This window comes from Arthrobacter flavus, assembly GCF_039526005.1.
Lineage (GTDB): Bacteria > Actinomycetota > Actinomycetes > Actinomycetales > Micrococcaceae > Arthrobacter_D > Arthrobacter_D flavus.
Window position 1 is genome coordinate 39,150 of sequence record NZ_BAAAIJ010000056.1, and the last position, 21,148, is coordinate 60,297.

Annotated in this window: 15 protein-coding genes; 4 read left to right on the top strand and 11 right to left on the bottom strand. The window is 61.3% G+C overall.

Features of this window, described 5'->3' with window-relative positions; translation table 11 throughout:
- Positions 1-78 precede the first annotated feature (78 nt).
- From ABD059_RS14285 to ABD059_RS14300, 4 genes are read right to left on the bottom strand one after another with little or no spacing between them, the layout of a single operon-like run.
- Entirely contained in the window at positions 79-1,554 is a 1,476-nt protein-coding gene (locus tag ABD059_RS14285; RefSeq protein ID WP_343881206.1) for a sensor histidine kinase, read from the bottom strand.
- Positions 1,555-1,567: 13 nt separating this feature from the next.
- Complete coding sequence (locus tag ABD059_RS14290; protein ID WP_343881208.1) at positions 1,568-6,412, bottom strand: NAD-glutamate dehydrogenase; 4,845 nt, start codon at positions 6,410-6,412, stop codon at positions 1,568-1,570.
- Between the two features lie 24 nt (positions 6,413-6,436).
- A complete protein-coding gene (locus tag ABD059_RS14295; protein WP_343881210.1) occupies positions 6,437-7,804 on the bottom strand; it encodes a CpaE/TadZ family protein in 1,368 nt (455 codons plus the stop codon).
- Positions 7,801-8,460 (bottom strand): SAF domain-containing protein, encoded by a 660-nt coding sequence (locus tag ABD059_RS14300; RefSeq protein WP_343881212.1) that lies wholly within the window; start codon positions 8,458-8,460, stop codon positions 7,801-7,803. The genes ABD059_RS14295 and ABD059_RS14300 overlap by 4 nt, the downstream gene beginning before the upstream one ends.
- A 225-nt stretch (positions 8,461-8,685) precedes the next feature.
- On the opposite strand from ABD059_RS14300, the gene ABD059_RS14305 reads away from it, so the two are divergent.
- Together ABD059_RS14305 and ABD059_RS14310 are read left to right on the top strand one after the other, a co-directional pair.
- The gene (locus tag ABD059_RS14305; protein WP_377959680.1) at positions 8,686-8,853 is read left to right on the top strand and encodes a helix-turn-helix transcriptional regulator; all 168 of its coding nucleotides are present in this window, start codon (positions 8,686-8,688) and stop codon (positions 8,851-8,853) included.
- A gap of 102 nt (positions 8,854-8,955) precedes the next feature.
- Complete coding sequence (locus ABD059_RS14310; protein WP_343881214.1) at positions 8,956-9,192, top strand: helix-turn-helix domain-containing protein; 237 nt, start codon at positions 8,956-8,958, stop codon at positions 9,190-9,192.
- On the opposite strand, the gene ABD059_RS14315 is transcribed toward ABD059_RS14310, so the two are convergent.
- From ABD059_RS14315 to ABD059_RS14335, 5 genes are all read right to left on the bottom strand, one after another.
- Entirely contained in the window at positions 9,189-9,818 is a 630-nt protein-coding gene (locus ABD059_RS14315; protein WP_343881216.1) for a hypothetical protein, read from the bottom strand. The two genes, ABD059_RS14310 and ABD059_RS14315, sit on opposite strands and share 4 nt — an antisense overlap.
- The gene (locus ABD059_RS14320) at positions 9,815-12,331 is read right to left on the bottom strand and encodes a hypothetical protein (protein WP_343881218.1); all 2,517 of its coding nucleotides are present in this window, start codon (positions 12,329-12,331) and stop codon (positions 9,815-9,817) included. Before ABD059_RS14320 ends, ABD059_RS14315 begins: the two co-directional genes overlap by 4 nt.
- Positions 12,321-13,448 (bottom strand): tyrosine-type recombinase/integrase, encoded by a 1,128-nt coding sequence (locus tag ABD059_RS14325; RefSeq protein ID WP_343881220.1) that lies wholly within the window; start codon positions 13,446-13,448, stop codon positions 12,321-12,323. Before ABD059_RS14325 ends, ABD059_RS14320 begins: the two co-directional genes overlap by 11 nt.
- A gap of 198 nt (positions 13,449-13,646) precedes the next feature.
- Positions 13,647-14,852, bottom strand: coding sequence for an MFS transporter (locus ABD059_RS14330; RefSeq protein WP_343881222.1), 1,206 nt, complete (start codon positions 14,850-14,852; stop codon positions 13,647-13,649).
- Positions 14,853-15,148: 296 nt separating this feature from the next.
- The gene (locus tag ABD059_RS14335; protein ID WP_343881224.1) at positions 15,149-15,700 is read right to left on the bottom strand and encodes a hypothetical protein; all 552 of its coding nucleotides are present in this window, start codon (positions 15,698-15,700) and stop codon (positions 15,149-15,151) included.
- A gap of 164 nt (positions 15,701-15,864) precedes the next feature.
- On the opposite strand from ABD059_RS14335, the gene ABD059_RS14340 reads away from it, so the two are divergent.
- Positions 15,865-16,611 carry a LysM peptidoglycan-binding domain-containing protein gene (locus tag ABD059_RS14340; RefSeq protein ID WP_343881226.1) on the top strand — a complete coding sequence of 249 codons (747 nt, stop codon included), beginning with the start codon at positions 15,865-15,867 and terminating at the stop codon, positions 16,609-16,611.
- 16 nt (positions 16,612-16,627) lie between these two features.
- Positions 16,628-17,104 (top strand): Rv3235 family protein, encoded by a 477-nt coding sequence (locus ABD059_RS14345; protein ID WP_343881228.1) that lies wholly within the window; start codon positions 16,628-16,630, stop codon positions 17,102-17,104.
- A 3-nt stretch (positions 17,105-17,107) separates the two neighbouring features.
- Here the strand turns inward: ABD059_RS14345 and secA are convergent, their stop codons facing one another.
- Positions 17,108-19,825, bottom strand: a complete 2,718-nt coding sequence (gene secA / locus ABD059_RS14350) for a preprotein translocase subunit SecA (protein WP_343881230.1) — start codon at positions 19,823-19,825, stop codon at positions 17,108-17,110.
- 95 nt (positions 19,826-19,920) lie between these two features.
- Complete coding sequence (locus tag ABD059_RS14355) at positions 19,921-21,132, bottom strand: winged helix-turn-helix domain-containing protein (protein ID WP_343881232.1); 1,212 nt, start codon at positions 21,130-21,132, stop codon at positions 19,921-19,923.
- Positions 21,133-21,148: the final 16 nt, after the last annotated feature.

Below are 21,148 nucleotides of genomic sequence, written 5' to 3' on the forward strand. Positions count from 1 at the left end.
TATCGACTACAAGACCGGATCGCCATCTCAGGGTGGCGATCCGTTTTTGTTGTCTTGCGCCGCGGGAACGGACTGCTGTCACGAGCGGTTGTCATGCAATCCCAGCTCAATAGACACGGCTGTCCCGCCGCCCTCCCGGGGCGCCCACTCGATGGTGCCATCCAACTCACTGGTAACCAGGGTTCTGACGATTTGAAGGCCAAGGCCCTCCTTGTGGTTCTCATAGGGCAGGCCGATCCCGTCGTCGGCGACGGTCACGTTGAGGATTTCGTCTCCGTCGCTGCCCTTCCGCCGATTGGCGAGGAGCCACACGGTACCGGTTCGTTCCGCGAGCCCATGCTCCACGGCATTGGTGACCAGTTCATTGATCACCAGGGCCAATGGTGTGGCGAAGTCACTGGGTAGTTCACCGAACGACCCTGCGCGTTCGGTCCGCACTACGTGGGCGGGGGACGCTACCTCGGCCGACAGCCGGAACTGCCGTGCAATAAGCTCGTCGAAGTCGACGCTCTGCGACAGCCCCTGCGAAAGGGTCTCGTGGACCAGGGCGATAGTCCCTACCCGGCGCATCGCCTGCTCCAGCCCCTGTTTGGCTTCGTCGCTCACCATGCGCCGCGATTGCATCCGCAGCAATGCGGCAACCGTCTGCAGGTTGTTCTTTACCCGGTGGTGGATTTCCCGGATGGTGGCGTCTTTGGAGACCAGTTCCATCTCCCTGCGGCGCAACTCAGAAACATCCCGACACAACACCAATGCGCCGAACCGGTCTTTCTCATCGCGCAGGGGTATGGCCCGCAGCGACAGGCTCACACCCCGTGATTCAATCTCGGTGCGCCAGGGCATCCTGCCGGTGACCACCAGCGGGAGGGTTTCATCAACCATACGACGGTCGGTGAGGAGCGAGGTGACTATCTCTGCCAGAGACCGACCCTCCAGGGTCTCAACGTCCCCGAGCCTTCTGAAGGCCGAGACGCCATTAGGGCTTGCGTACTGGATCACGCCTTCGACGTCCAGCCGAATCAAACCATCGCCAACCCGCGGAGCCCCGCGCCGGGAACCGGTGGGGGTTGCGAAATCGGGCCACAGCCCGAGCGTGCCCATTCGGAGGAGATCGTGGGCGCACTGGCGGTAAGTCAGTTCAAGCCGCGACGGCATTCGGGAGCTGGAGAGGTCCATATGCGTAGTCACCACCGCGAGGGTCCGGCCGTTCCGTACCATCGGTACCGCTTCGACCCGCATAGCCATTTCGGTGGTCCAGTTCGTGTCCCCGGAGCGTTCCATCTTTTGGCTCATCCACGCTTTGTCGACCAGCGGAAGCAGATCGGCTCGGATCCGTTCCCCCACGAAGTCCGTATGAAATACGGTGTGCGAGGTGGACGGCCGTACATGGGCCAGCGCCACGTAGCCACCGTCGTCCAGGGGAAACCAGAGCGCAAGGTCGGCGAACGCAAGATCAGCAACCATCTGCCAATCCCCCACCAGCAGATGCAACCATTCCGCATCGCCTGGTCCGAAATGCGCATACTCACGGATCGGGTCGGTGAATATTGCCACGAGCTGTCCGGCCTTACCGTCGCACGATCGAGCGGAGCAGCCGGAGCGCAACCGACAACGACGCCATATCGTCACGTTCGAGGCGGTTGATCTCGGCGAACATGTGTCGGGCTCGCTCCAGCATTTCGGCGTTCTGTTGCTCCCAGGCAACAAGCCGATCCCCCGCTTCAACATCCTGCATGGTCGCCGAAGCCTTCATCACGGAGACAGTCATATCGGCAATAGCCGAATACAGATCGTCGCGTAACGCTGCTCTGGCAAGCGCCTGCCAGCGGTCCCTCCGCGGAAGGGTGGTGATCCGTTCCAACAGGTTGTCGACAGCAAACCGGTCGTAGACGGCATAGTAGACCTGGGCGATGCGTTCAACTGGTTCGTCGATTCGCTGGGTGATCAGCGCGATATCGAGCAGACCGAAGGATTCGAACTGTTCGGCCCAGTGCCGGGCAATATCGTCAGGCAAACCCCACTCTTCTGCGCGGGTAAACCACTCGTGGACGCGCGCTTTGTCCCTCCCGCGTACGTAGTCGACAAGGTGGGTGCGTAGCGGGTCCATCAGCGGCTTGAACGTCGCGATGTCGTCGGCGACCGACGTGCCTTGACCAACATTGTTGACGAACCACCGGACGGCCCGGTCCAGTAACCGACGCATGTCAAGGTGGACGGCCGACCACCGTTCGGTGGGAAAGCTCGCCGGAAGTTCGCCCAGCGCGCCCACCAGGGCATCAAGGTCGTAGATTTCACGCAGTGCAACGAACGCCCGGGCGATGACCGGGCCCGACACCGAGGTCTCCTCCATCACCCGGAAAGCGAACGTGATACCCCCCATGTTGATCATGTCGTTGGCGATCACCGTCGAGATGATTTCGCGCCTGAGCGGGTGGGTATCGAGCTGGCTATCGAACCGCTCGGCCAGCTGTTTGGGGAAGTACTCCCTCAAAGTGCTGCCGAACCACGGGTCGTCGGCCAGGTCACTATTAGTGAGGGCCTTCGTCAGTTCAATCTTCACGTAGGCGGCCAGCACCGACAGCTCGGGTGAGGTAAGCCCCTGTCCGCTCTCAACGCGGGTCCGCAGTTCCTGCGTGGTGGGCAGCGCTTCAAGTTCACGGTTCAGGTCCGCGTTCGTCTCCAGCCAATCCATCAGGCGTTCAAAGCTGGGGCTCCACTCCACGACACGCTGCCGATCGTTCAGGAGCAGAACGTTCTGGTCGATGTTGTCTTTCAGGACCAGCCGTCCAACCTCCTCAGTCATCGAGTGCAGGAATTCAGCGCGCTCCGCGGCGGGTAGCGCACCCGTCCGGACCATCCGGTCAACGAAGATCTTGATGTTGACCTCATGGTCCGAACAATCGACTCCGGCCGAGTTATCGATCGCGTCGGTGTTCAGCACCACACCAGTCAGTGCAGCCTCGATGCGCCCCAGCTGGGTCATCCCGAGGTTCCCGCCCTCGCCCACTACCCGGGCTCGCAACTGGTTGCCGTTGACGCGGATCGCGTCATTGGCCTTGTCCCCGACTTCCGCATGGGTTTCGGTGGATGCCTTGATGTAAGTACCAATGCCACCGTTGTACAGGAGGTCCACGGGGGCGCAGAGGATGGCACGGAGGAGCTCTGGCGGGCTCAGCGTGGTGACTGACTCGTCCAGCCCAAGAGCCGCCCGGACCTGGGCCGAGATCGGCACCGTCTTGGATTGTCGTGGGTAGATCCCGCCACCTTCACTGATCAGTGCCGCGTCGTAGTCCTCCCAGCTTGACCGCTGGAGGCCGAACAGCCGGCTCCGCTCGGCGAATGACGCCGCCGCGTCTGGAGTCGGGTCGAGGAAGATGTGGCGGTGGTCAAACGCTGCGACGAGCCGAATATGCTCGGACAGCAGCATGCCGTTGCCAAAGACGTCGCCGCTCATGTCGCCGACGCCTACCACCGTGAAATCTTCGGTCTGGGTGTCGACCCCGAACTCGCTGAAGTGCCGTTTCACCGATTCCCACGCACCGCGGGCCGTGATGCCCATCTGCTTGTGATCGTAGCCGACCGACCCACCCGAGGCGAAGGCGTCCCCCAGCCAGAACCCGTACTCGGCTGATAGCTCGTTGGCGATATCGGAGAACGCGGCTGTGCCCTTGTCAGCTGCTACCACCAGGTAGCTGTCGTCACTGTCGTGCCTCACCACGCGGGGCGGGGGAACGACGGTTTCGCCGTCCTCGCCTGTCACCAGATTGTCGGTGATATCGAGCAAGGCGCGGATGAAGGTGCGGTAGCTTGCCTGCCCTTCAGCAAGCCAGGCAGCGCGATCCACCGCAGGATTGGGGAGCTGCTTGGCGAAAAATCCGCCCTTGGCGCCGGTAGGAACAATCACCGCGTTTTTGACCGTCTGAGCCTTCACCAGACCGAGCACCTCGGTCCGGAAATCCTCGCGGCGGTCGGACCAGCGCAACCCTCCGCGGGCGACCTTGCCGAACCGCAGGTGCACGCCCTCGACCTGAGGTGAGTACACCCAAATCTCAAATTTGGGGCGCGGGTGGGGTGCCCCGTCGATGGCCGAGGTATCGAACTTGAAGCTAACGTGGCGCTTGTCCTGGAAGTAGTTGGTTCTCAGGGTTGCGCCGATCAGGTTTCCGAACGTCCGGAGGACCCGGTCGGCATCGAGCGTGGGAACCTGTTCCAGCCCGGACTCCAGTGTGGTCCGCGCGCTGTCAGTGAGGGACACCCGTTCGGCTTCGCTGAGGTCCGGGTCGAACCGGGCTTCGAAAAGCATCACCAGCGCCCGGCTGACTGCTGCGTTGGCGAGCAGTGTGTCCGCGACAAAACCGTAGGAGTTGGTGTTCCCCATTTGCCGCATGTACTTGGCGTAGCTGCGCAGGATCACCACCTGACGCCAGTGGAGGTTCTCGCGAAGGACCAGGCGGTCGAACAGGTCGGACTCGGAAGATCCAGCCACGGCTGCTGCGAACGATTCTTCAAGCAGCCGTCCGGTGTGAACGGGGTCGATGCCCGCCGGGTACTTCAGGCCCAGGTCGTACAGGAAGAATTCCTTGCCGTCGGAGCGCTCAACCTCGAAGGGGCGTTCATCCAGCACCTCGAGTCCGAGATTATGGAGGAACGGGAGGATCTGGCTCAGGCTTTTGGGCTCCGTCAGGTACAGCTTGAGTCGGGCGTCCTCCTCCAGCCGTTCGCCTGCTCCCTCGGGGACATACACGTGCATGACCGGTGCGGCTGGGGAGTTCTTCTCGCACCGTTCAAAACGTTCGATGTCCTGAAGGGCGTCCTCCACCTCGTAGTCCACCCGGTAGCTGGCCGGAAAAGCTTCAGCCCACAGGCCAGAGACATCTTCGGCGGTACGCCGGTCGAAGCGTCCACGGACCACCTCATCGATACCTTCGGACCAGGACCGGGCGGCGCCCACCAGCCGTTGCTCAAGCGCGGCCGGTTCCACCGGGGCAACCTCAACACCTCGCGGCAACCTAATGCGGAAGAACAGCCGCGCGAGGGCTGATTCGCTGATCCGAGCCTCGTAGTCGATGGACTCGGCTTTGAAGGTCTGTCGCAGTTCCTGCTCGATACGCAGGCGCACCCCGGTGGTGTAGCGGTCTCGTGGCAGGAAGACCAGTGCCGACATGAATCGGCCGTAAATGTCTGGTCGCAGAAAGAGCCGTGTTCGGCGACGCTCCTGGAGCCTCAGGATCCCCATCGCCGTCGTGATCAGGTCCTCGACCTCGATCTGGAAGAGCTCATCGCGCGGGTACGTCTCGAGAATGGACAGGAGGTCCTTGCCCGAATGCGAGTCGGGTGGGAACCCGCACTGCAACAAGACGGCATTGACCTTGTCGCGCACAATCGGCACGCCACGCACCGAGCCGGTGTAGGCGCTGGTCGCGAAGAGCCCGATGAACCGGCGTTCGCCGTTGACGTTCCCCTGAGCATCGAATCGTTTGACGCCAATGTAGTCGAGATACGCGGCACGGTGCACCGTGGAGCGGGAGTTCGCCTTGGTGATGACCAGGGCTCGCTTCTCCCTGGCCTTGGCCTTCCCGGCGCTGGTTAGTTGCTGGATTTGGCGGCCGCCGACCGGGTGCCTCAACAGCCCCAGGCCGTGCCCGTCGGCAATCCGCAGAACGTCCTGGCCGTCGTCGTCGGTCAGAAGGTCATATTCCTTGAACCCGAGGAAGGTGAAGTTTCCGGCATCAAGCCAGGTCAGCAGTTCCCGGGCCTGGTCCAGGTCGGGGATGTCGGCGCCACCTGGAACGGAATCGAGGGACGCGGCGATCTCGCGGACCTTGCTGCGCATGGCGGGCCAGTCTTCGACAGCGGCGCGGACATCGCCGAGAACTTTGGTCAGCCCGGCAATAATCTCCTGACGACGGTTGTCGTCGAGGATCCGGCCTACTTCGACGGCGATCCATGACTCGATGTGGGCTGCGACGTCACCGTCGGCAATCAGGTGTGAGATGTTGGGCAAAGCGGCTGTGTCACCGCTGGACACGCCTGCCGAGGATGGTACCCGCTGCAATTTGTGCAACGCAGCGCTCTCCCGGTCCCGGGTGGCGATGAAGGTGGGGTGCATCACGAGCCGGATGGCGACCTGGTGGCGCACCAGTTCAGCGGCCACCGAGTCAACCAGGAATGGCATGTCATCGGTGACGATCATGATGACGCTGGCGTCGGACTGATCGAAAATGTCTACCGCCGCTTCACCCACCCGGCGGTTCTCAGCGAGACTACGATGCCGCAGGGCGCGCTCCTGGAGCGCTTCCGCCGCGTGTGCCTTGGCGTCCTCTTCAGCGAGATGTTCATAATAGTGACTGATGAACTCTCCGATAGAAGTGTCGGAACTTGGCTGGTCCGTCATGCTGGATCCAGACGACATGAAAACGCCTCCATAAAACGAATATTAAAGGCCGCTCCGTTGCGGCCCGTTACCCATGAGCCTAACGCCGTTGCGGGAAAACTTCACTTCGTTGTGGCCTGCTCCAAATGGCCGGCGCCGCCGTTGTTCAATCGGTACACCGGCAAGCGCTGCAATACCCTGGCGTAAGGGTGATCGGGGGGCGGATTCCAGCAATACTGAACCTCCCAGCAGGGCAGAATCAACGGTGGCGAACTCCGCTGGAAGGAAAGCGTCCACCTGCTGCACCGGACCGAACCGGTCCCAGGCTTCGCGGAGCTGACGCTCCGGTCCGCGGCCAACTGCAGCAGCCCGTACTTTGTTCAGGACCACCCGTGGGACAGTTCCCGGCACAAGAGCTGTCAGGTCCGCGAGCGCACGGACCAGGCGTGGCAGTCCGACGGCGTCTGCCGCGCCCACGGCGAAGACCGTGTCGGCCGTCTCCAGGCAACAGAGCGTGGCCGCATTCCGGCGGGGTGCGACAGTGTCGAAACTCAACTCCTCATCTGCCTCGAGGCAAAAGCCGCAGTCGATCACCGTCACATCGGCAACTTCGCGGGCGAGCTCAAGCACCCGGGTTAGCGCCGCTGGCCGTAGTTCGGTCCAGCGGTCGGCCCGGGTGACGCCCGTCAGGACACCAAGCCGCGAGCCCCGCACTGCTACCACCGTGATGGCCCGGCGTAGCCCCGCCCGGTCGAGTGAGCCCTGATCCGCGAGCCGGCAGGCCTGCGCGATGCCTGCAGATTCGTCGAGGAGGCCCAGGCAAGCAGCAACGCTGGCTCCATAGGTATCCGCATCGATCAGCAGTACCGCCCGTCCCTCAGCGGCGAGCTCGGCCGCGAGATTCACTGCCACCGTGGTGCGGCCAGGGGACCCCGTTGGCCCCCAGACCGCGAAGACCTCTCCGGTCCCGGTCGCCTCCGCGGTGGGGGATCCCTGCGGATCGACGTCGGACTCAAGCGCAGGTGTGGGATCGGCGTAGGACGTCCCACCAGCCTGAGGGATGCCGGGGTTACGGTGTCGCTGACCCGCAGACTCCACAGCTGCTTCAATGATTGATGCGAGGGTGACGGCAGCGACATCGCTTGTTGTGTGGCGAATGCCCAGTGCTTCGAGGCGGCGCCTGCTGTCGTCGTCGTCCGCCAAGGCAACAATGACGACCTCCGCGTTATCGAACCGATCGATCAGTGAAGAGGTTAGCTCCCCGGCATCCGCCGAGAGGATCACTGCGCGGGCAAGCCCCGTCTGGCAGACCGCGATGACCTCCGCTAGGTTAGTGCACCAACGGACTACCGTGACCGGACCCCGCAGATTCTCCAACCCGGTGACGCATTCCCGGGCCGCGCGCCCGCCCGTGACCACCGGGAGGTTCACGGCGAGCCGCCAGGGTTGAGGACAAGGGCAATTCGCGCCTCGTTGAGCAGGGCAGAGAGCAACTCGGGCAGTGTCTCATCGCCGACGAGAACATGAACCAGGGTTGGTCCCGTTCCCCCGCCAAGCGCTGACTCAGACATCGTCAATTCCGAGATCTCAGCAGCTTCCAGTAACTGGGTAGGAGGCTCCCAGGTGCCGCCCTCCCCCTCAAACGACACCCAGACATCAACCCGCGACCCGGTGGCGGTTCCCGCTGGCAGCGGATCGTCGATGGTCAGGCCCACCGGTTTGCGGTCCAGCTCATCGGCGGAGCCCAAGGCGGCCCGCGGCACCAACTCGCCTGCCCGCAGCAAGTGGGTGGCAACAGCATCCTCGGGGATCCCCTCCTCCACCCCAAGATAGGCCGGCTGGAGGTCGTCCAGCCGCACCGCCACAACTGTCAGGTCGGCGGGCAGCACCTCCGTGCCCACCGGGATGTCAGCCCGGGCAGCATAGACGCCGGTGGTCTGATCGGAGCTACCCACCACGGCGGTGACAGCGGCGATGGACGCCAGTACAAGCAGGAGGCCTATCAGGAGCCGGGGGTCCTTCCACGACGGCTTCCTCAACCGGACCGGGGGTTCATCTCGTTCCGGGGTCACTGCCAATAGGCTCACGATGGCCTCCTACAGATTCCGGCCGGCCAACCGTCCAGCCCCGGATAATTTTTGACCTTGTCCAGTAATTCTCGTGGACTAGTGCCGCAAAATAAATGCTTTGGAGCCAAATGCTTCCAAACTGTGGATAATCGGGCCAAACCCCTGGCGGTGATGGCAAGATTGGAAGTCAGCGGTATCGAAGGTGCAAAGGTTCTACGCAACGTGGAACGAAAGGCGGAAGACGTGGCCGAGAAGAGGTTCCTGACCCTCGCTGATGTCGGTGAGGTGTTGAACATTTCGTCGTCTCAGACATACGCCCTGGTCCGGTCCGGGGAGCTACCGGCTATCCAGATCGGTGGCAGAGGTTATCTTAAGTCGGCAGGCGCTTCGGAGGGATTTTTATGTCTCTGACTTGGGGAAATGATTGTTTTAGCGGGCTCCGGATGAGTGAGTATCGTGAGTTTCGAGGGGCTGCGGCTAGCATGTTCGTGATGAGGGAAGTAGCGAGGGCTGATGGCTGAGAAGAGGTTTCTGACCCTGGCTGATGTCGCTGAGGTTTTGAACATTTCCTCGTCCCAAACTTATGCTTTGGTTCGCTCTGGTGAGTTGCCGGCCATTCAGGTGGGTGGACGGGGTCAATGGCGTGTTGAGGCTCATAAACTTGAAGAGTATATTTCCGGTGCTTACGAGCGCACGGCTGCGTCCATTAAAGAATCCGCAGCGCAGGTAGGCGACGGTAACCGCTCCTAATGTGGCGATCCGAGAGGGATCACCGCGGCTTTTCCTGAACTTTCCCTCATAAGCATTTTGTTGATTCGTTGTGCGGCCCTGAGTTGGTCCTGACTCTCTTCCAGCTTGTCGTGCAGGAGGTCGCTGTTCGTTCCAGCTTCCTCCAGGTCAAGGCGGGCACGTTTGAGGGCCCGTTCTAGTATTGAGATGTGTGCTTTCAGCTCGGTGGGAGTCTCCAGTTCAAGCTGCTCGCCAATCCTGGCTTTGAGCGCTTTCTTGAGCTGATCTCGTTCCATGGTCGCTTTGGTGAGTCTGGCATTGAGTAGCGCGAGCTCATTGCGGAGGCTTGCGGGGCTGGGCGCACTGTTCCGGGTCCGGTTTTTCACTGTATCGGGGGCATGGGATTCGGTGCCCCCGGCACGACGAACGGCAACCAAGAGATCGGGCACGTTATAGATCAGCCAGGTACTTACTCCGGCCGCCCGGGCGATGCCTGCAACGGTTACCGGCCGGCCGCTCCGTGTCTGTGTTTCGAGGGTCCTGATCACCGCTGTGCGTCTTCTTTGGCTGTCGGCTCTTTTTGCCGCGATGAGTTTGGATGTCCGTTCATCGGAGGCGCTGGTCTTCGCGCTGTTGTGTTCTGTCATGGTTGTTTCGGCGTCAGCGGAAGCAGTTTCCGTGGAACCGCGGCGATCGGCTCCTCGGTGGGGGCGGTGGAAAGAGCCTGCAGGAGTTCGGTTGCCCGGTCGATTTCACTTTGTTCGGCTGGTGTGAGCCTGGTTTTGGTGTCGGCGAGTAGCCGCCTGATCTTCCGGTAGGAGGTGATTTCCGCTGTGAGGCTTTCGAGTACCCAGGTGTCGGCGATGGGTCGGGCAAGTTCCAGGTCGGTTGTGAGTGCGACGATATGCGCGTCGATCAGCGGAAGGTGGGAAACGTTGGCACGGAAGTATGTGCATCCGCCGCATTTGCTGCGGGCCGGGCAGGCCTGCCCGCCTGCTTTGACGTTGGACGGCTCGGTGCATAGGCCCAGTGGTGTGGCTACGGAACCGCGGACGTAGGCAGGGTAGCTGTGAGGGTCCTGCGTGGCGCCGTGGCGGTCAATGGTGGTTTGATCGACAATGCGGATGGCGTCGGCCTTGCGCTGCCGGTTGATGCGGATGTATCCGGCGGAGGTTTCGAACTTCTTGTGGTTCATCAACTCTTGGATGACATCCGGAGCCGTGTTGTTATCGGAAAGCCTTTGGGCGTACGTGTGCCGCCACGAGTAGAGGTTCAACCGGGCGCGGTCGAGGTTGCGGGCGACGCCGCCAGGGTCTTGCGCGTATTCGGGAAGGTTTTTGATGCGGTCGATCCACCGCCAGTAAACGGTATGGTAGCCACTGATGGTGATGTGTCGGCGGGCTGCTGGGCCAAATCCGGAGAGCGAGGGGAACATCAGCCCTGCCGCCTTTGGTTCTATGTCGGTGATAGTTTCGAGCCGGTTGACCCATGCGGTGATGATGTCCGCGGTGGATTGATGGATCGGCAGTTCCAGGCCGATGTCTGCGGTTTTTGGTGCGTCGTAGCGGATGAACGGGCGGTTATCGTCGTAGCGCTGCAGGGCCCCGCGTTTGAGTCCCAGGATTTCCGATGGCCGCCGGCCCAGGTCACGCAGCAGTTGATAAATGGTCTGGTGCATGTGGTTGTAGAGCTCTGCCGGCCGACCATTGGCGTATGGGTGGTCTTCGGCAACGGTGAGCAGGTGGAGGTTGGAGTCGAGGACCTTGATGACATCATCCGGGATGGATTTGTTGACCGTGCTGGTCGTACGGCCGTTCGGAAGCGTGTCCGTGTATAGGAATCTGAATGCCGGGGCCAGTGGCTGAAGGGCCTTGAGATCTCTGCCTTCATGGAGCAATCGGCGGAACCGGTGGAAGTTTGCATACTTGTACCGGTCTGCCTTGGGTGCGCCGTCATGGGTCTCCAGTGTGGAGTATGCGTTGAATACGGCTTTGGCATCTGTGCGGGTCAAGCGTTCCGGGTTCGTTCCGTGCGGGCGTTGTAGCAGCGCGTCGGAGGCAATACCGCATGAACGGATGAGGTCGCGGATCTTGTCAGCCGGCAACTCGAAGACAGCGGCGGTCTCCTTGGCTGCTTCGCGCAGCCAGAGGATGCGGATGGGGCGGAAATCCAAGACCCCTTTGGAACTGATGGTGTCGCTGCCGGAACAGGTGCGGAGCATCAGGACCGCGGCGTCCCAGATGTCTTCTGACTTCATATCGTGGCCGGTGTATTGGTGCCGCCAGCGGGCGGACCACATGCGGCCGTAATTGGTGAATCCTTGCTGCAGGCGCTGGTTGGTTTCGCTTTCCTTCATCATCCGATGGAGTTGTTCCATCGTCAGGGTACGGTTCTCAAGGGCAACGGTGATGCATCGGCGGATCACCCAGGGGTCAAGGCGGTAACCGTCGTGATCGCGCTGTTGCAACGTCAGGAGGAACTCATGCCGCAGGATCGGAGGCAGGTCCGCGAGGGTGAATTCAGTGGTGGACCACTGATTATTGATTGGACGTCGAGTGGAGGTGAACTGCTCAAAGGTGATGCCTTGGCGTTTGAGACGTTTCCACTGGAAGTGGTGACTCAGGCACATTTTCTTCTCGAAACGCCATTCCTCGGTACGGCAGCCGGGGAGGGCGCATTGCTTCCCCTTGGGGAATGCACCGCGCGCCGAAGCCCGGTATCTTTCCAGCGGATAGTCTCCGCCGGCGCTGGAGCGGCGTTTCTGCCAGGCGTGGTAGTGGTGGTAGCAAAGCCCGTGATGGGTTGAGGGTGCTTTGCAGGACTGACCGTCTGCTGTGATGGTGCACCGCTCGGTGATTTTCTGCAGCCGCCGGGCATGATTGGTTCGCCCCCGTATACTGTCCGTCCCGGTCCTGGCGACTGATTTGCACGTTGAGCAGGCTGCGCCGCTGCTGCGCGCCAGCCCGCCGCAGTGAGGGACCGGACAGGGGTATGCGGCGGTCAGCGGATTAGCGGAGTCTGCTGTGAAATGCCAGAGCCGGCTCTCCCACTCGGAGGGCCGCCAATTGCCGGTGATGCGTTGTTGAAGGAACTGGAGGTAGCTCTCCGCGTCGGTTCCGGGGGATTCATTGAGCAGGATCTGCCGGGAATCAACCACCATTATCCTGCCTCCTGGGCTTTGTCACTGATTCGACGGCTGCTCTCATTTCCTCCGGCGATGCGTGCAGGTATACCTGTGTTGATTCGATGCTTTTGTGGCCCAGGAGTTCTTGTAAGACGTCGAGAGGATGTCCTGCCCTGACCCACCGGGTGGCCGCGGAATGTCTCAGCTGGTGCGGGCGCAGCGGTACCGACGTTTTCTGTTCCCATCGTTTGAACAGGGCGTGGACGCTGGCATAGCGCAGCGGTTCATCGACCGGGCTGTTGCGGGAATAAAGGTTGAGGAAGAGGTAGTCGGACGGGGTCTCACCCAGTAGCGCATATCGCTCATCCTGATAGGCAGCGTACGCGTGTGTGACTGCATCGGTGACCGGAACGCTGCGGCTGGCACGGGATTTCGCCAAGGCACCGTTGCTATTGAGCCGGCGATGGATATGCACGTGCGGCCCCCGCTCAAAACAGCCCGCGAAACTCGACTCCGGGAGGAAATGAATGTCTTCCAAGCGAAGGCCCAACGCCTCCCCAATCCGCAAACCGCAGTGCAGCAGCAAACGGACCAACAGCGCGTCGCGTGGATTCGTAGCGCAACCCATGAGCCGCGATTCTTCGTCGCTGCTGATCGGTTGAGGACGTGTCGTCGTTTCCCTCGCTTTGAGCATTCTGGTCAACCGGGGCGCCGACTCCGACGCATTTCTTCGGCTAACCGGATCGAGGGACCGCAGTCCCGGATGGTCGAAAAACCTCCGGTCGACATCAACATCGCATAAGCCTTCGTGGGCGCAGAATCTCAGAAACTCAAGGACAGCAACGATATAGACGTTCACTGTTTTACCCGATCTGCCGCGCTGCCCTTGTCCGGCGGCCTGAACATGCAACTTGTACCGGACCAGATCCACCAGGGTCAGATGCCGCCAGTCCACCTCTTCTGCCGCGGCCCAGGTCAGAAACCACGCCAATTTCGCCTGGTAAGACTTCTGCGTGTTGATCGATCGCCCTGCCTGGCTGAGCCAAAGAGCGTAAAGCCGGCATTCCTCCGAAACCTGGAAGCCAGCATCTACCACGACATAAACCCGTTCGCCGCCGGAAAGCGGAACTTCAACTGCCCTAAATGTGGTCACACCGCATGACCCTACCCGGCAAGTGAACAGCATCAAATTAACCGGAACTATTCCATCAGCCTAAGACTATCAAGATTCATCTAAATGAGTCAGATGACATCAAATGAAGATTCTTTCATGATCGTCGTTCCTCGGTGTCCGTTGTCAAGCACCGCAAGGCCATCGGATCGGAAGCCAGGCAGGGCCCAGTAATTGCGGCTAGAGGTCCGGAGAGGATGATTCCCAGTTGCGCAAGAATGGCCATGCGATGAGAGCACAGGGAACGAAGACGATTCCGCCTGCCAGAAATGGGATAGCAAGACCGAAAGTGGTCGCCAGCACGCCACCGAGGCCAGCACCGAGGGTAAGGCCTGCGAGTCCGAATAATTTTGCTACTGAATTGACCCTGCCTCGCAGGCTATCCGGGACTAGGCGTTGCCGGATGGAGCTCACACACACGCCATAGACAACGGCATGCATGATGCACGCGGCCAAGCACAATCCTGCCACCCACGGAATGTCCGTCAATGAGATGGCAATCAAGGTGATGGAGCCAAGGATCAGGCTCCCCGCAGCGGTGGCAGCGTATCCGATTCTGCGCCGCAGCGGCGCAGCGATGGCTGATCCCACGAGCCCGCCAAGAGCCGACACTGAAAGGAGAATGCCATAGCCTGCCGGTTCCAGTCCCAGAATGTCCTGGGCGAAGAGAACGAGGATGGAAAACGGCATCATATACGCGATGCTGGCCAGTCCGCTGACGATCGAGAGTGCGCGCAGCAGCCGGTGGCGCACCAGCCAGGCAGCACCTTCCATTACCTCCCGCCGTAGTGATGGCGGTTGGTCGTTTAGCCGCTCCGGGCGGAAGTTCCCAGCGAGAGCGAAGAAGAACAGCGCAGCGGCACCGTAAGCACCTCCTGTGACAGCGACTGGCAACGCTATGACGGCTGCAAACATCAATCCGCCAAGCGGTGGCCCCACGAATTCATCTGCGACAAGTTGAGTGGCAGCGATCTGGCTGTTGGCCTTGTCCAGGTCTTTGTTGCTCACAATCGAGGGCAGGATTGATAGCGCCGAGTTATCCGCGGCCGTTTCCAGGAGCCCAATCAAGGTAAAAACGACATACAAAGCGAGAATTGACGCTGTCCCGGTGGCAACCAGCACCGCCAATAGGACCAACAGGACGGCTCGGCTTAGATTCGCAACCGATAGAATTGTTTTACGATCCAGACGATCAACGAAGGCGCCGATAGGCAGAACCACAAGGAATCTGGCAGCCGAATAAGTCATGGACAAGCCAGCAATCAACAATGGATTTGTTGATAATGTCGTCGCCAGAAGCGGGATGGCCACGAAACTGATGCCGTCGCCGAAGTTGGAAGCGGCATTACCAGCCCATAGCTTCCTATACTCACGCCCCAACGACATGGTGAGAGAGCCTACAGGCAAACTTCAGTGGCTCAAATCTAAGCTCGTTGTCAGCCGGTGAGCGTGTTCAAACGATCGTTTCTCACCCATGTTGAAGACAAGCGAGAATCGGTAGTGAGGCAGGTCGATTCTCAGGAACCTCGCACCTCCCATTGAACTAGAGATAACCGCGGTCAATGGCGGGTAGAGTCGCACATTCTTGAGGAATTCATCGCCCGCGCCTATCAAAAGTCGGCCGCAGCGGTTCGGGAGAGCGCTGTCGGCCCCGCCCGGGAAAATAGCACTCACTAGCTCAATCAGGGGTGGGACAGCACCGCTTCAACGTTACTCAAGGGAATCAGGACCATTCCTGCGACGTTCCCCATGCGACGCTGTTCGCCGAGCGGCACCGTTGCGAGCTCCAGGAAGTCCTTCCCCACGCGGTCAATAGTGCCGTCTAGCCGAACCCCGCCGCTAGCCAGCTGCAGGGTGAGTGGGGTTCGGTCCCTGGCGAAAGCCCGGTAAACAGAGCCGATCCTCAATCTCGTGGCAACCTCGGAGGGCTCGGCGACAGCCCCTCTCCCCATGCCTTCGACGGTGCTCAGCGCGGTGGCTGGAATCATAGTGGCGCCGGATCCGGTCGCCAGCACCAGCCACTCAGATCCGACATAGCGAACGACGCCACTGAACAGGCCTCCGCCGGGGGTCCTGATTCGCAGGGTGACACCCCGCTGTGCCCTGATGCGATCCATCGCGGTAAGTGCAGCAAGTTCCAGACGGGACAGCTCGGCAATCTCACCCTCCACGGCAATCAGGTGCGCCGCAGCAAACTGGGCCTCCAGGTCCTGAAATAAGGCTTCCCACCGCACCGGGCCAGCCTAGGCCGCCAGAAAATCCTGGTCAAGGATAGACATCAACCTGCATTCGGGTGTACAAAATATCTATAAAGCGTCAAACAGCTACAAACCACTACAAACAGGTCAAAGCATTACAAACGAGCCACCGGCTAGGTACCCTAGGTTCAGGAGCAAAAATGACATCTCTCAACGAAAAGTCTGTTGCGACGAGCATCCTGCTACTGGGGGTGGGACTGTATGCGTGCGGCCAGGTGATCCTCTCCAACGCTGGTCCGCTCACTGGGTACCAGCGAATCGAAGGACTTCTCGGTCTGGCAGCTGCCAGTGCTGGGATGCTGGTGGTTGGCTGGTGGGCCGTTGCTCTGGCACTTGCCCTGGTGAGTGAGCTGCTGTTGGGAGCAGGCTATCGAAAAGCCGCACACGTGGCTGGGCTTTTCACCCCTGGTTTCATGAGAAGGATTGCCGCGGCGATGGTGGGTCTGCACCTTCTCGGCGGAGTACCAGCAGCACTGGGCGGAGAACCTCCCGGCCACTACTCCACCGCTCCGATGGCCTCTGCGCAGGGCGATTCAGTACTTTCGTCCGAAGCGGGGCCGGGTCGAGATGAGGCGTCGCCTGTCAGACCACAGTGGAAACCTGTCCCAGCACCTGTCGATGGTCTCCCATTGCTGCGGGGCCAAACTCGAACTCCGGCACCAGCGGGCCAGGCTGCCGGCCAGCCTGCGGACCCGCCGGTGGTCGCTGTTCGTCACGGTGATTCGCTCTGGACTATCGCCTCGGCACACCTCGGACCGTTCGCCACAGCTGTCGAGATTGCCGATGCCTGGCCCCGATGGCATGACGAGAATCGTGAAGTGATCGGCGACAATCCCCATCTACTCATTCCCGGCCAGTTACTCCGGGTCCCTCCGGCCGCGCGGTAACCACGCCAGGAGCATCATGCTAACCGAGACCCAGCTAGTCCGTCCTCCCCAGAGCCCCGCCCCGGCCACCGGCCCACTCGCTGGGTCCGACGCCGATCGACAAGTCTCCGCCCGCGCACCGAACCTTGAGGAGCTCGCTGCAGCAACCCAGGTGCACCGCATCACTCGTTCGGTGGTGCAGGCATCCCTGGAGGTGCTCGGTGGCTCCAGGCCGTTGCAGCAGCTGGCCGATTGGCTGGACCCGCCCAGCTACGAACGGTTGCAGCTTCGCACCAACCTGGTCCGTAGCCTCAACCGCGCGACACCCAAGGGAGGTCATGACCAGCTGCTGCACCGGAATATTTCGGTGCGCTCCGTGCGTATCTGTCGCATCAGTGAAAACGTCTACGAGGCTTCTGCTGTCGTGGTTGAACACCGCAGAGTCCGCGCCGTCGCCCTGAGATTGGAGCGTCGGCGCGGACAGTGGAAGGTAACTGCCCTCGAGATCGGCTAGGTACTACTTCTTTTTACGTTTCGAGGTCGCACGAGCTTCGGCCGTCTTCGCCGCGCCGGAGCGCCGCTCCACCCGCGTTTCGACCTCGCCCTGGGCATTGGGCGCCGAGAAGTTCAGGGTTGCTGGCCTTTCCGGGGCGTCGAGGCCGGCTGCTTTGATGGTCGGCCCCTGCACGAGGCCACGGCCATCGGCCACTCCGGGAAGACCGGTGGGCGCGGGAGCGGCCACCTCGACGTCCAGGTTGAACAGGAACCCGATGCTTTCCTCCCGGATCGCCTCCATCATCGCCTGGAAAAGGATGAACCCTTCGCGCTGGTACTCGACCAGAGGATCGCGCTGGGCCATCGCCCGCAACCCGATGCCTTCCTTGAGATAGTCCATCTCGTACAGGTGTTCCTGCCATTTCCGGCCGATGACCGACAGGACCACCCGGCGTTCCAGTTCGCGCATGGTCTGCTCTCCCAGGGCCTCTTCGCGGGCCTGATAGGCGACCTTGGCATCCGACAGGATTTCCGCGTGAAGAAAATCCCGGGTGATTTTGGACGGGCCGCCAGCTTCATCAAGTACCTCGTCGATGGTGAGGCTGATCGGGTAGAGGGTGCGGAGGTTGGTCCACAGCTGCTCGTAGTCCCAGTCATCGCCGTGCCCCTGGACCGTTGCTTCATCGACCATCGCAGTCACAACGTCTTCCAGGAAGAAGCTGACTTTCTCGTGCAGGTCGCCACCCTCAAGAATCCGACGCCGGTCACCATAGATGGCTTCGCGCTGACGATTCAGGACGTCGTCGTACTTCAGCACGTTCTTGCGTTGCTCGGCGTTCCGTCCCTCCACCTGGCCCTGTGCGCTCTCGATCGCCTTGGAGACCAGTTTCGACTCAAGAGCGACGTCGTCGGGCATGGTCGACGAGTTCATGATTCGTTCAGCTGCGCCGGAGTTGAACAGCCGCATCAGGTCGTCGGTCAGCGACAGGTAGAAGCGCGACCGACCGGGGTCACCCTGACGGCCGGAACGGCCGCGGAGCTGGTTATCGATCCGGCGCGACTCGTGGCGTTCCGTGCCGAGCACATACAGGCCGCCTAGTTCCCTGACCTCATTGTGCTCTGACTCGACCGAGTCCCGCGCGGCAATCAGCGCGTCAGGCCACTGGCTCTCATACTCGTCCGGGTTGTCCGCGGGGCTCAGACCCCGCTTCTCCAGTTCGGCGATCGCGTTGAACTCGGCGTTACCGCCGAGCATGATGTCGGTGCCACGACCAGCCATATTCGTGGCCACCGTGACAGCACCCTTACGCCCCGCCTGGGCAACAATCGAGGCTTCACGCGAGTGGTTCTTGGCGTTCAGCACCTCGTGCCGAATACCGGCTTTGGCGAGCTGCTTCGAAAGATACTCGCTCTTCTCCACGCTGGTGGTACCCACCAGAACCGGCTGGCCGGTCTCATGGCGTTCAACGATGTCCTTGACGACGGCGTCGAACTTGGCGATCTCATTCTTGTAGATCAGGTCCGACAGGTCAGCACGCACCATGGGCCGGTTGGTGGGAATGGGCACCACCCCAAGCTTGTAGGTGGCCATGAACTCGGCGGCCTCAGTCTCCGCTGTACCGGTCATACCTGAGAGTTTTTCGTAGAGCCGGAAGTAGTTCTGCAGGGTGACCGTGGCGAGGGTCTGGTTCTCGGCTTTGATCTCCACACCCTCCTTGGCCTCGATAGCCTGGTGCATGCCCTCGTTATAGCGCCGCCCCGCAAGAATCCGGCCAGTATGCTCGTCAACGATCATGACCTCGCCGTTGAGGACCACATAGTCCTTGTCTTTCTTGAACAGCTCCTTGGCTTTAATGGCGTTGTTCAGAAACCCGATCAGCGGGGTGTTGGCAGATTCGTAGAGGTTCTGGATTCCGAGATAGTCCTCGACCTTTTCGATACCGTCCTCAAGTACCCCGACGGTGCGCTTCTTCTCATCGACCTCATAATCGGTGTCCTTGGTGAGCTTTTTGACCACCTTGGAGAACTCGGTGTACCACCTGTTGACGTCTCCGGAGGCCTGCCCCGAAATGATCAGCGGGGTGCGCGCCTCGTCGATCAGGATTGAGTCGACTTCGTCGACGATGGCGAAGTGGTGGCCGCGCTGCACCAGCTCGGTCGCGCTCCACGCCATGTTGTCGCGCAGATAGTCGAACCCGAACTCGTTGTTCGTGCCGTAGGTGACGTCGGCGTTGTACTGTTCGCGGCGGGTCGCGGGATCCTGCTTGGAAAGGATGCAACCGCTGGTCATCCCGAGGAACCGGAAGACGCGTCCCATCAGCTCGGACTGGTACTCGGCGAGATAGTCGTTGGTGGTGACAATATGAACGCCCTTGCCTGTGAGCGCGTTCAGGAAGGCTGGAGCGACGGCGACCAGCGTCTTACCCTCACCGGTCTTCATCTCGGCGATATTGCCCAGGTGCAGGGCAGCACCACCCATCAGCTGTACGTCGAACTGCCGCAGCTTCAGCGTGCGCGCCGATGCCTCACGGACGGCCGCGAAGGCTTCGGGCAGGAGCGCGTCGAGGGTCTCACCGTCGGCATAACGCTGCTTGAGCTTGTCGGCCTCTCCCCTGAGATCGTCGTCGCTCATCTCGCGAAACTCGTCCTCCAGGACGTTAATGGCGTCAGCATAGTTTCGGAGTTTCTTCAGTGTCTTCTTATCGCCGGTGCGGAGGACTCGTTCAAGAAGTGATGGCACTGGTATTTGCTCCCAATCTAGGTGCGCCGAAATCTGGCGTGTTCAGTCTACGGGAGAGACGACTTATCCTGTCGAACTGGTGCCGCCAGAGGGTGCTATTCGTGGGAAACTGCCAGTTTCAGGGCCTGGGCCAGATCACCGTTGGGCTCGACGACGACGTCATCGAGCCCCAGCCAGGTAGCCATGAGCCGCAACTCCGCCGCCAGCTCGACGACGGTATCTGCGGGCGCTCCAGGTTCGCTATGACTGCCGCGCACCAGCAGCTTTCCCGCAGCCCGGTCGGCCTTGAGATCCACCCGCGCCACCATCGCGTCGCGCAACAGGAACGGCAGCACGTAGTAGCCGTATCGTCGCGCGGCAGCGGGAGTGTAAATTTCAATCCGGTAATGGAATCCGAACAGCTCCGACAACCTGCGGCGCTCGAACACCATCGAATCGAAGGGGCTCAGCAATGCCCTTCCCTCCGCTTTCCGTGGCAGTACCGCGTTCACATGGCGGAAGGCTGGCCTGTTCCAGCCTGTGATGGTGACCGGCCTGAGCACTCCACTGGCAGTCAACGAGTCGATGGCACTCGATGTCGGTTTCAGCGGGAGCCGGAAATAGTCGGCAAAGCACTTCAGGGTCCCGATCCCGAGGGCACGGGCCGATAACTCGGTCAGGTGGAGATATGCCTCGGTTGGGTGGATAACCGTCGACGCCGCACAGGGGTCCGGTAAGACCTGGTCTGTAAGTGCATATCTGCGCTCGAATGACGCATTACGCCCGGCCGAAGAAACCTGCCCCCGTTCGAACATGTCCTCCAGGACCCGTTTCACCGAATTCCAGTTCCACCCCCACTGGTCCTGGCCACGCGTTTCACGATGTCCCAGCCGTCGCTGCAGTTGTGGAGCAGTTAGCGGACGGCTGACGGCCAGGACCTCGCGGATGCGGGAACGCAGCGATTCCCTCAGTTCCTCGGGCACCGAGTGAGCCCCCACCCACCGGCGCTCCTGGAGCGGACGGAGGTAGGGAAAGAGCGCGGGCCTGATGAAGCTGGCCTCGTGCGCCCAGTATTCAACCGCCCGTCGGGGGTGTGTATTGGCTAGCCGATCCAGATGGTCACGGTTGTACTGTCCCAGTCGGGCGAACAGGGGAAGGTAATGACTGCGTATGAGGACATTGACCGAATCGATCTGCAGCAGCTGCAGCCGGGCAAAGGTAAGGCCCACCTGCCTCGCCGTAGCGGGGCCGGTGGGCCTTACCCGTGCCAGTCCCTGTGCCTCAAGCGCGATGCGCCGGGCCTGGGACAGGGAGAGAACTGTGGTCACCCTCCGACCTTACTGG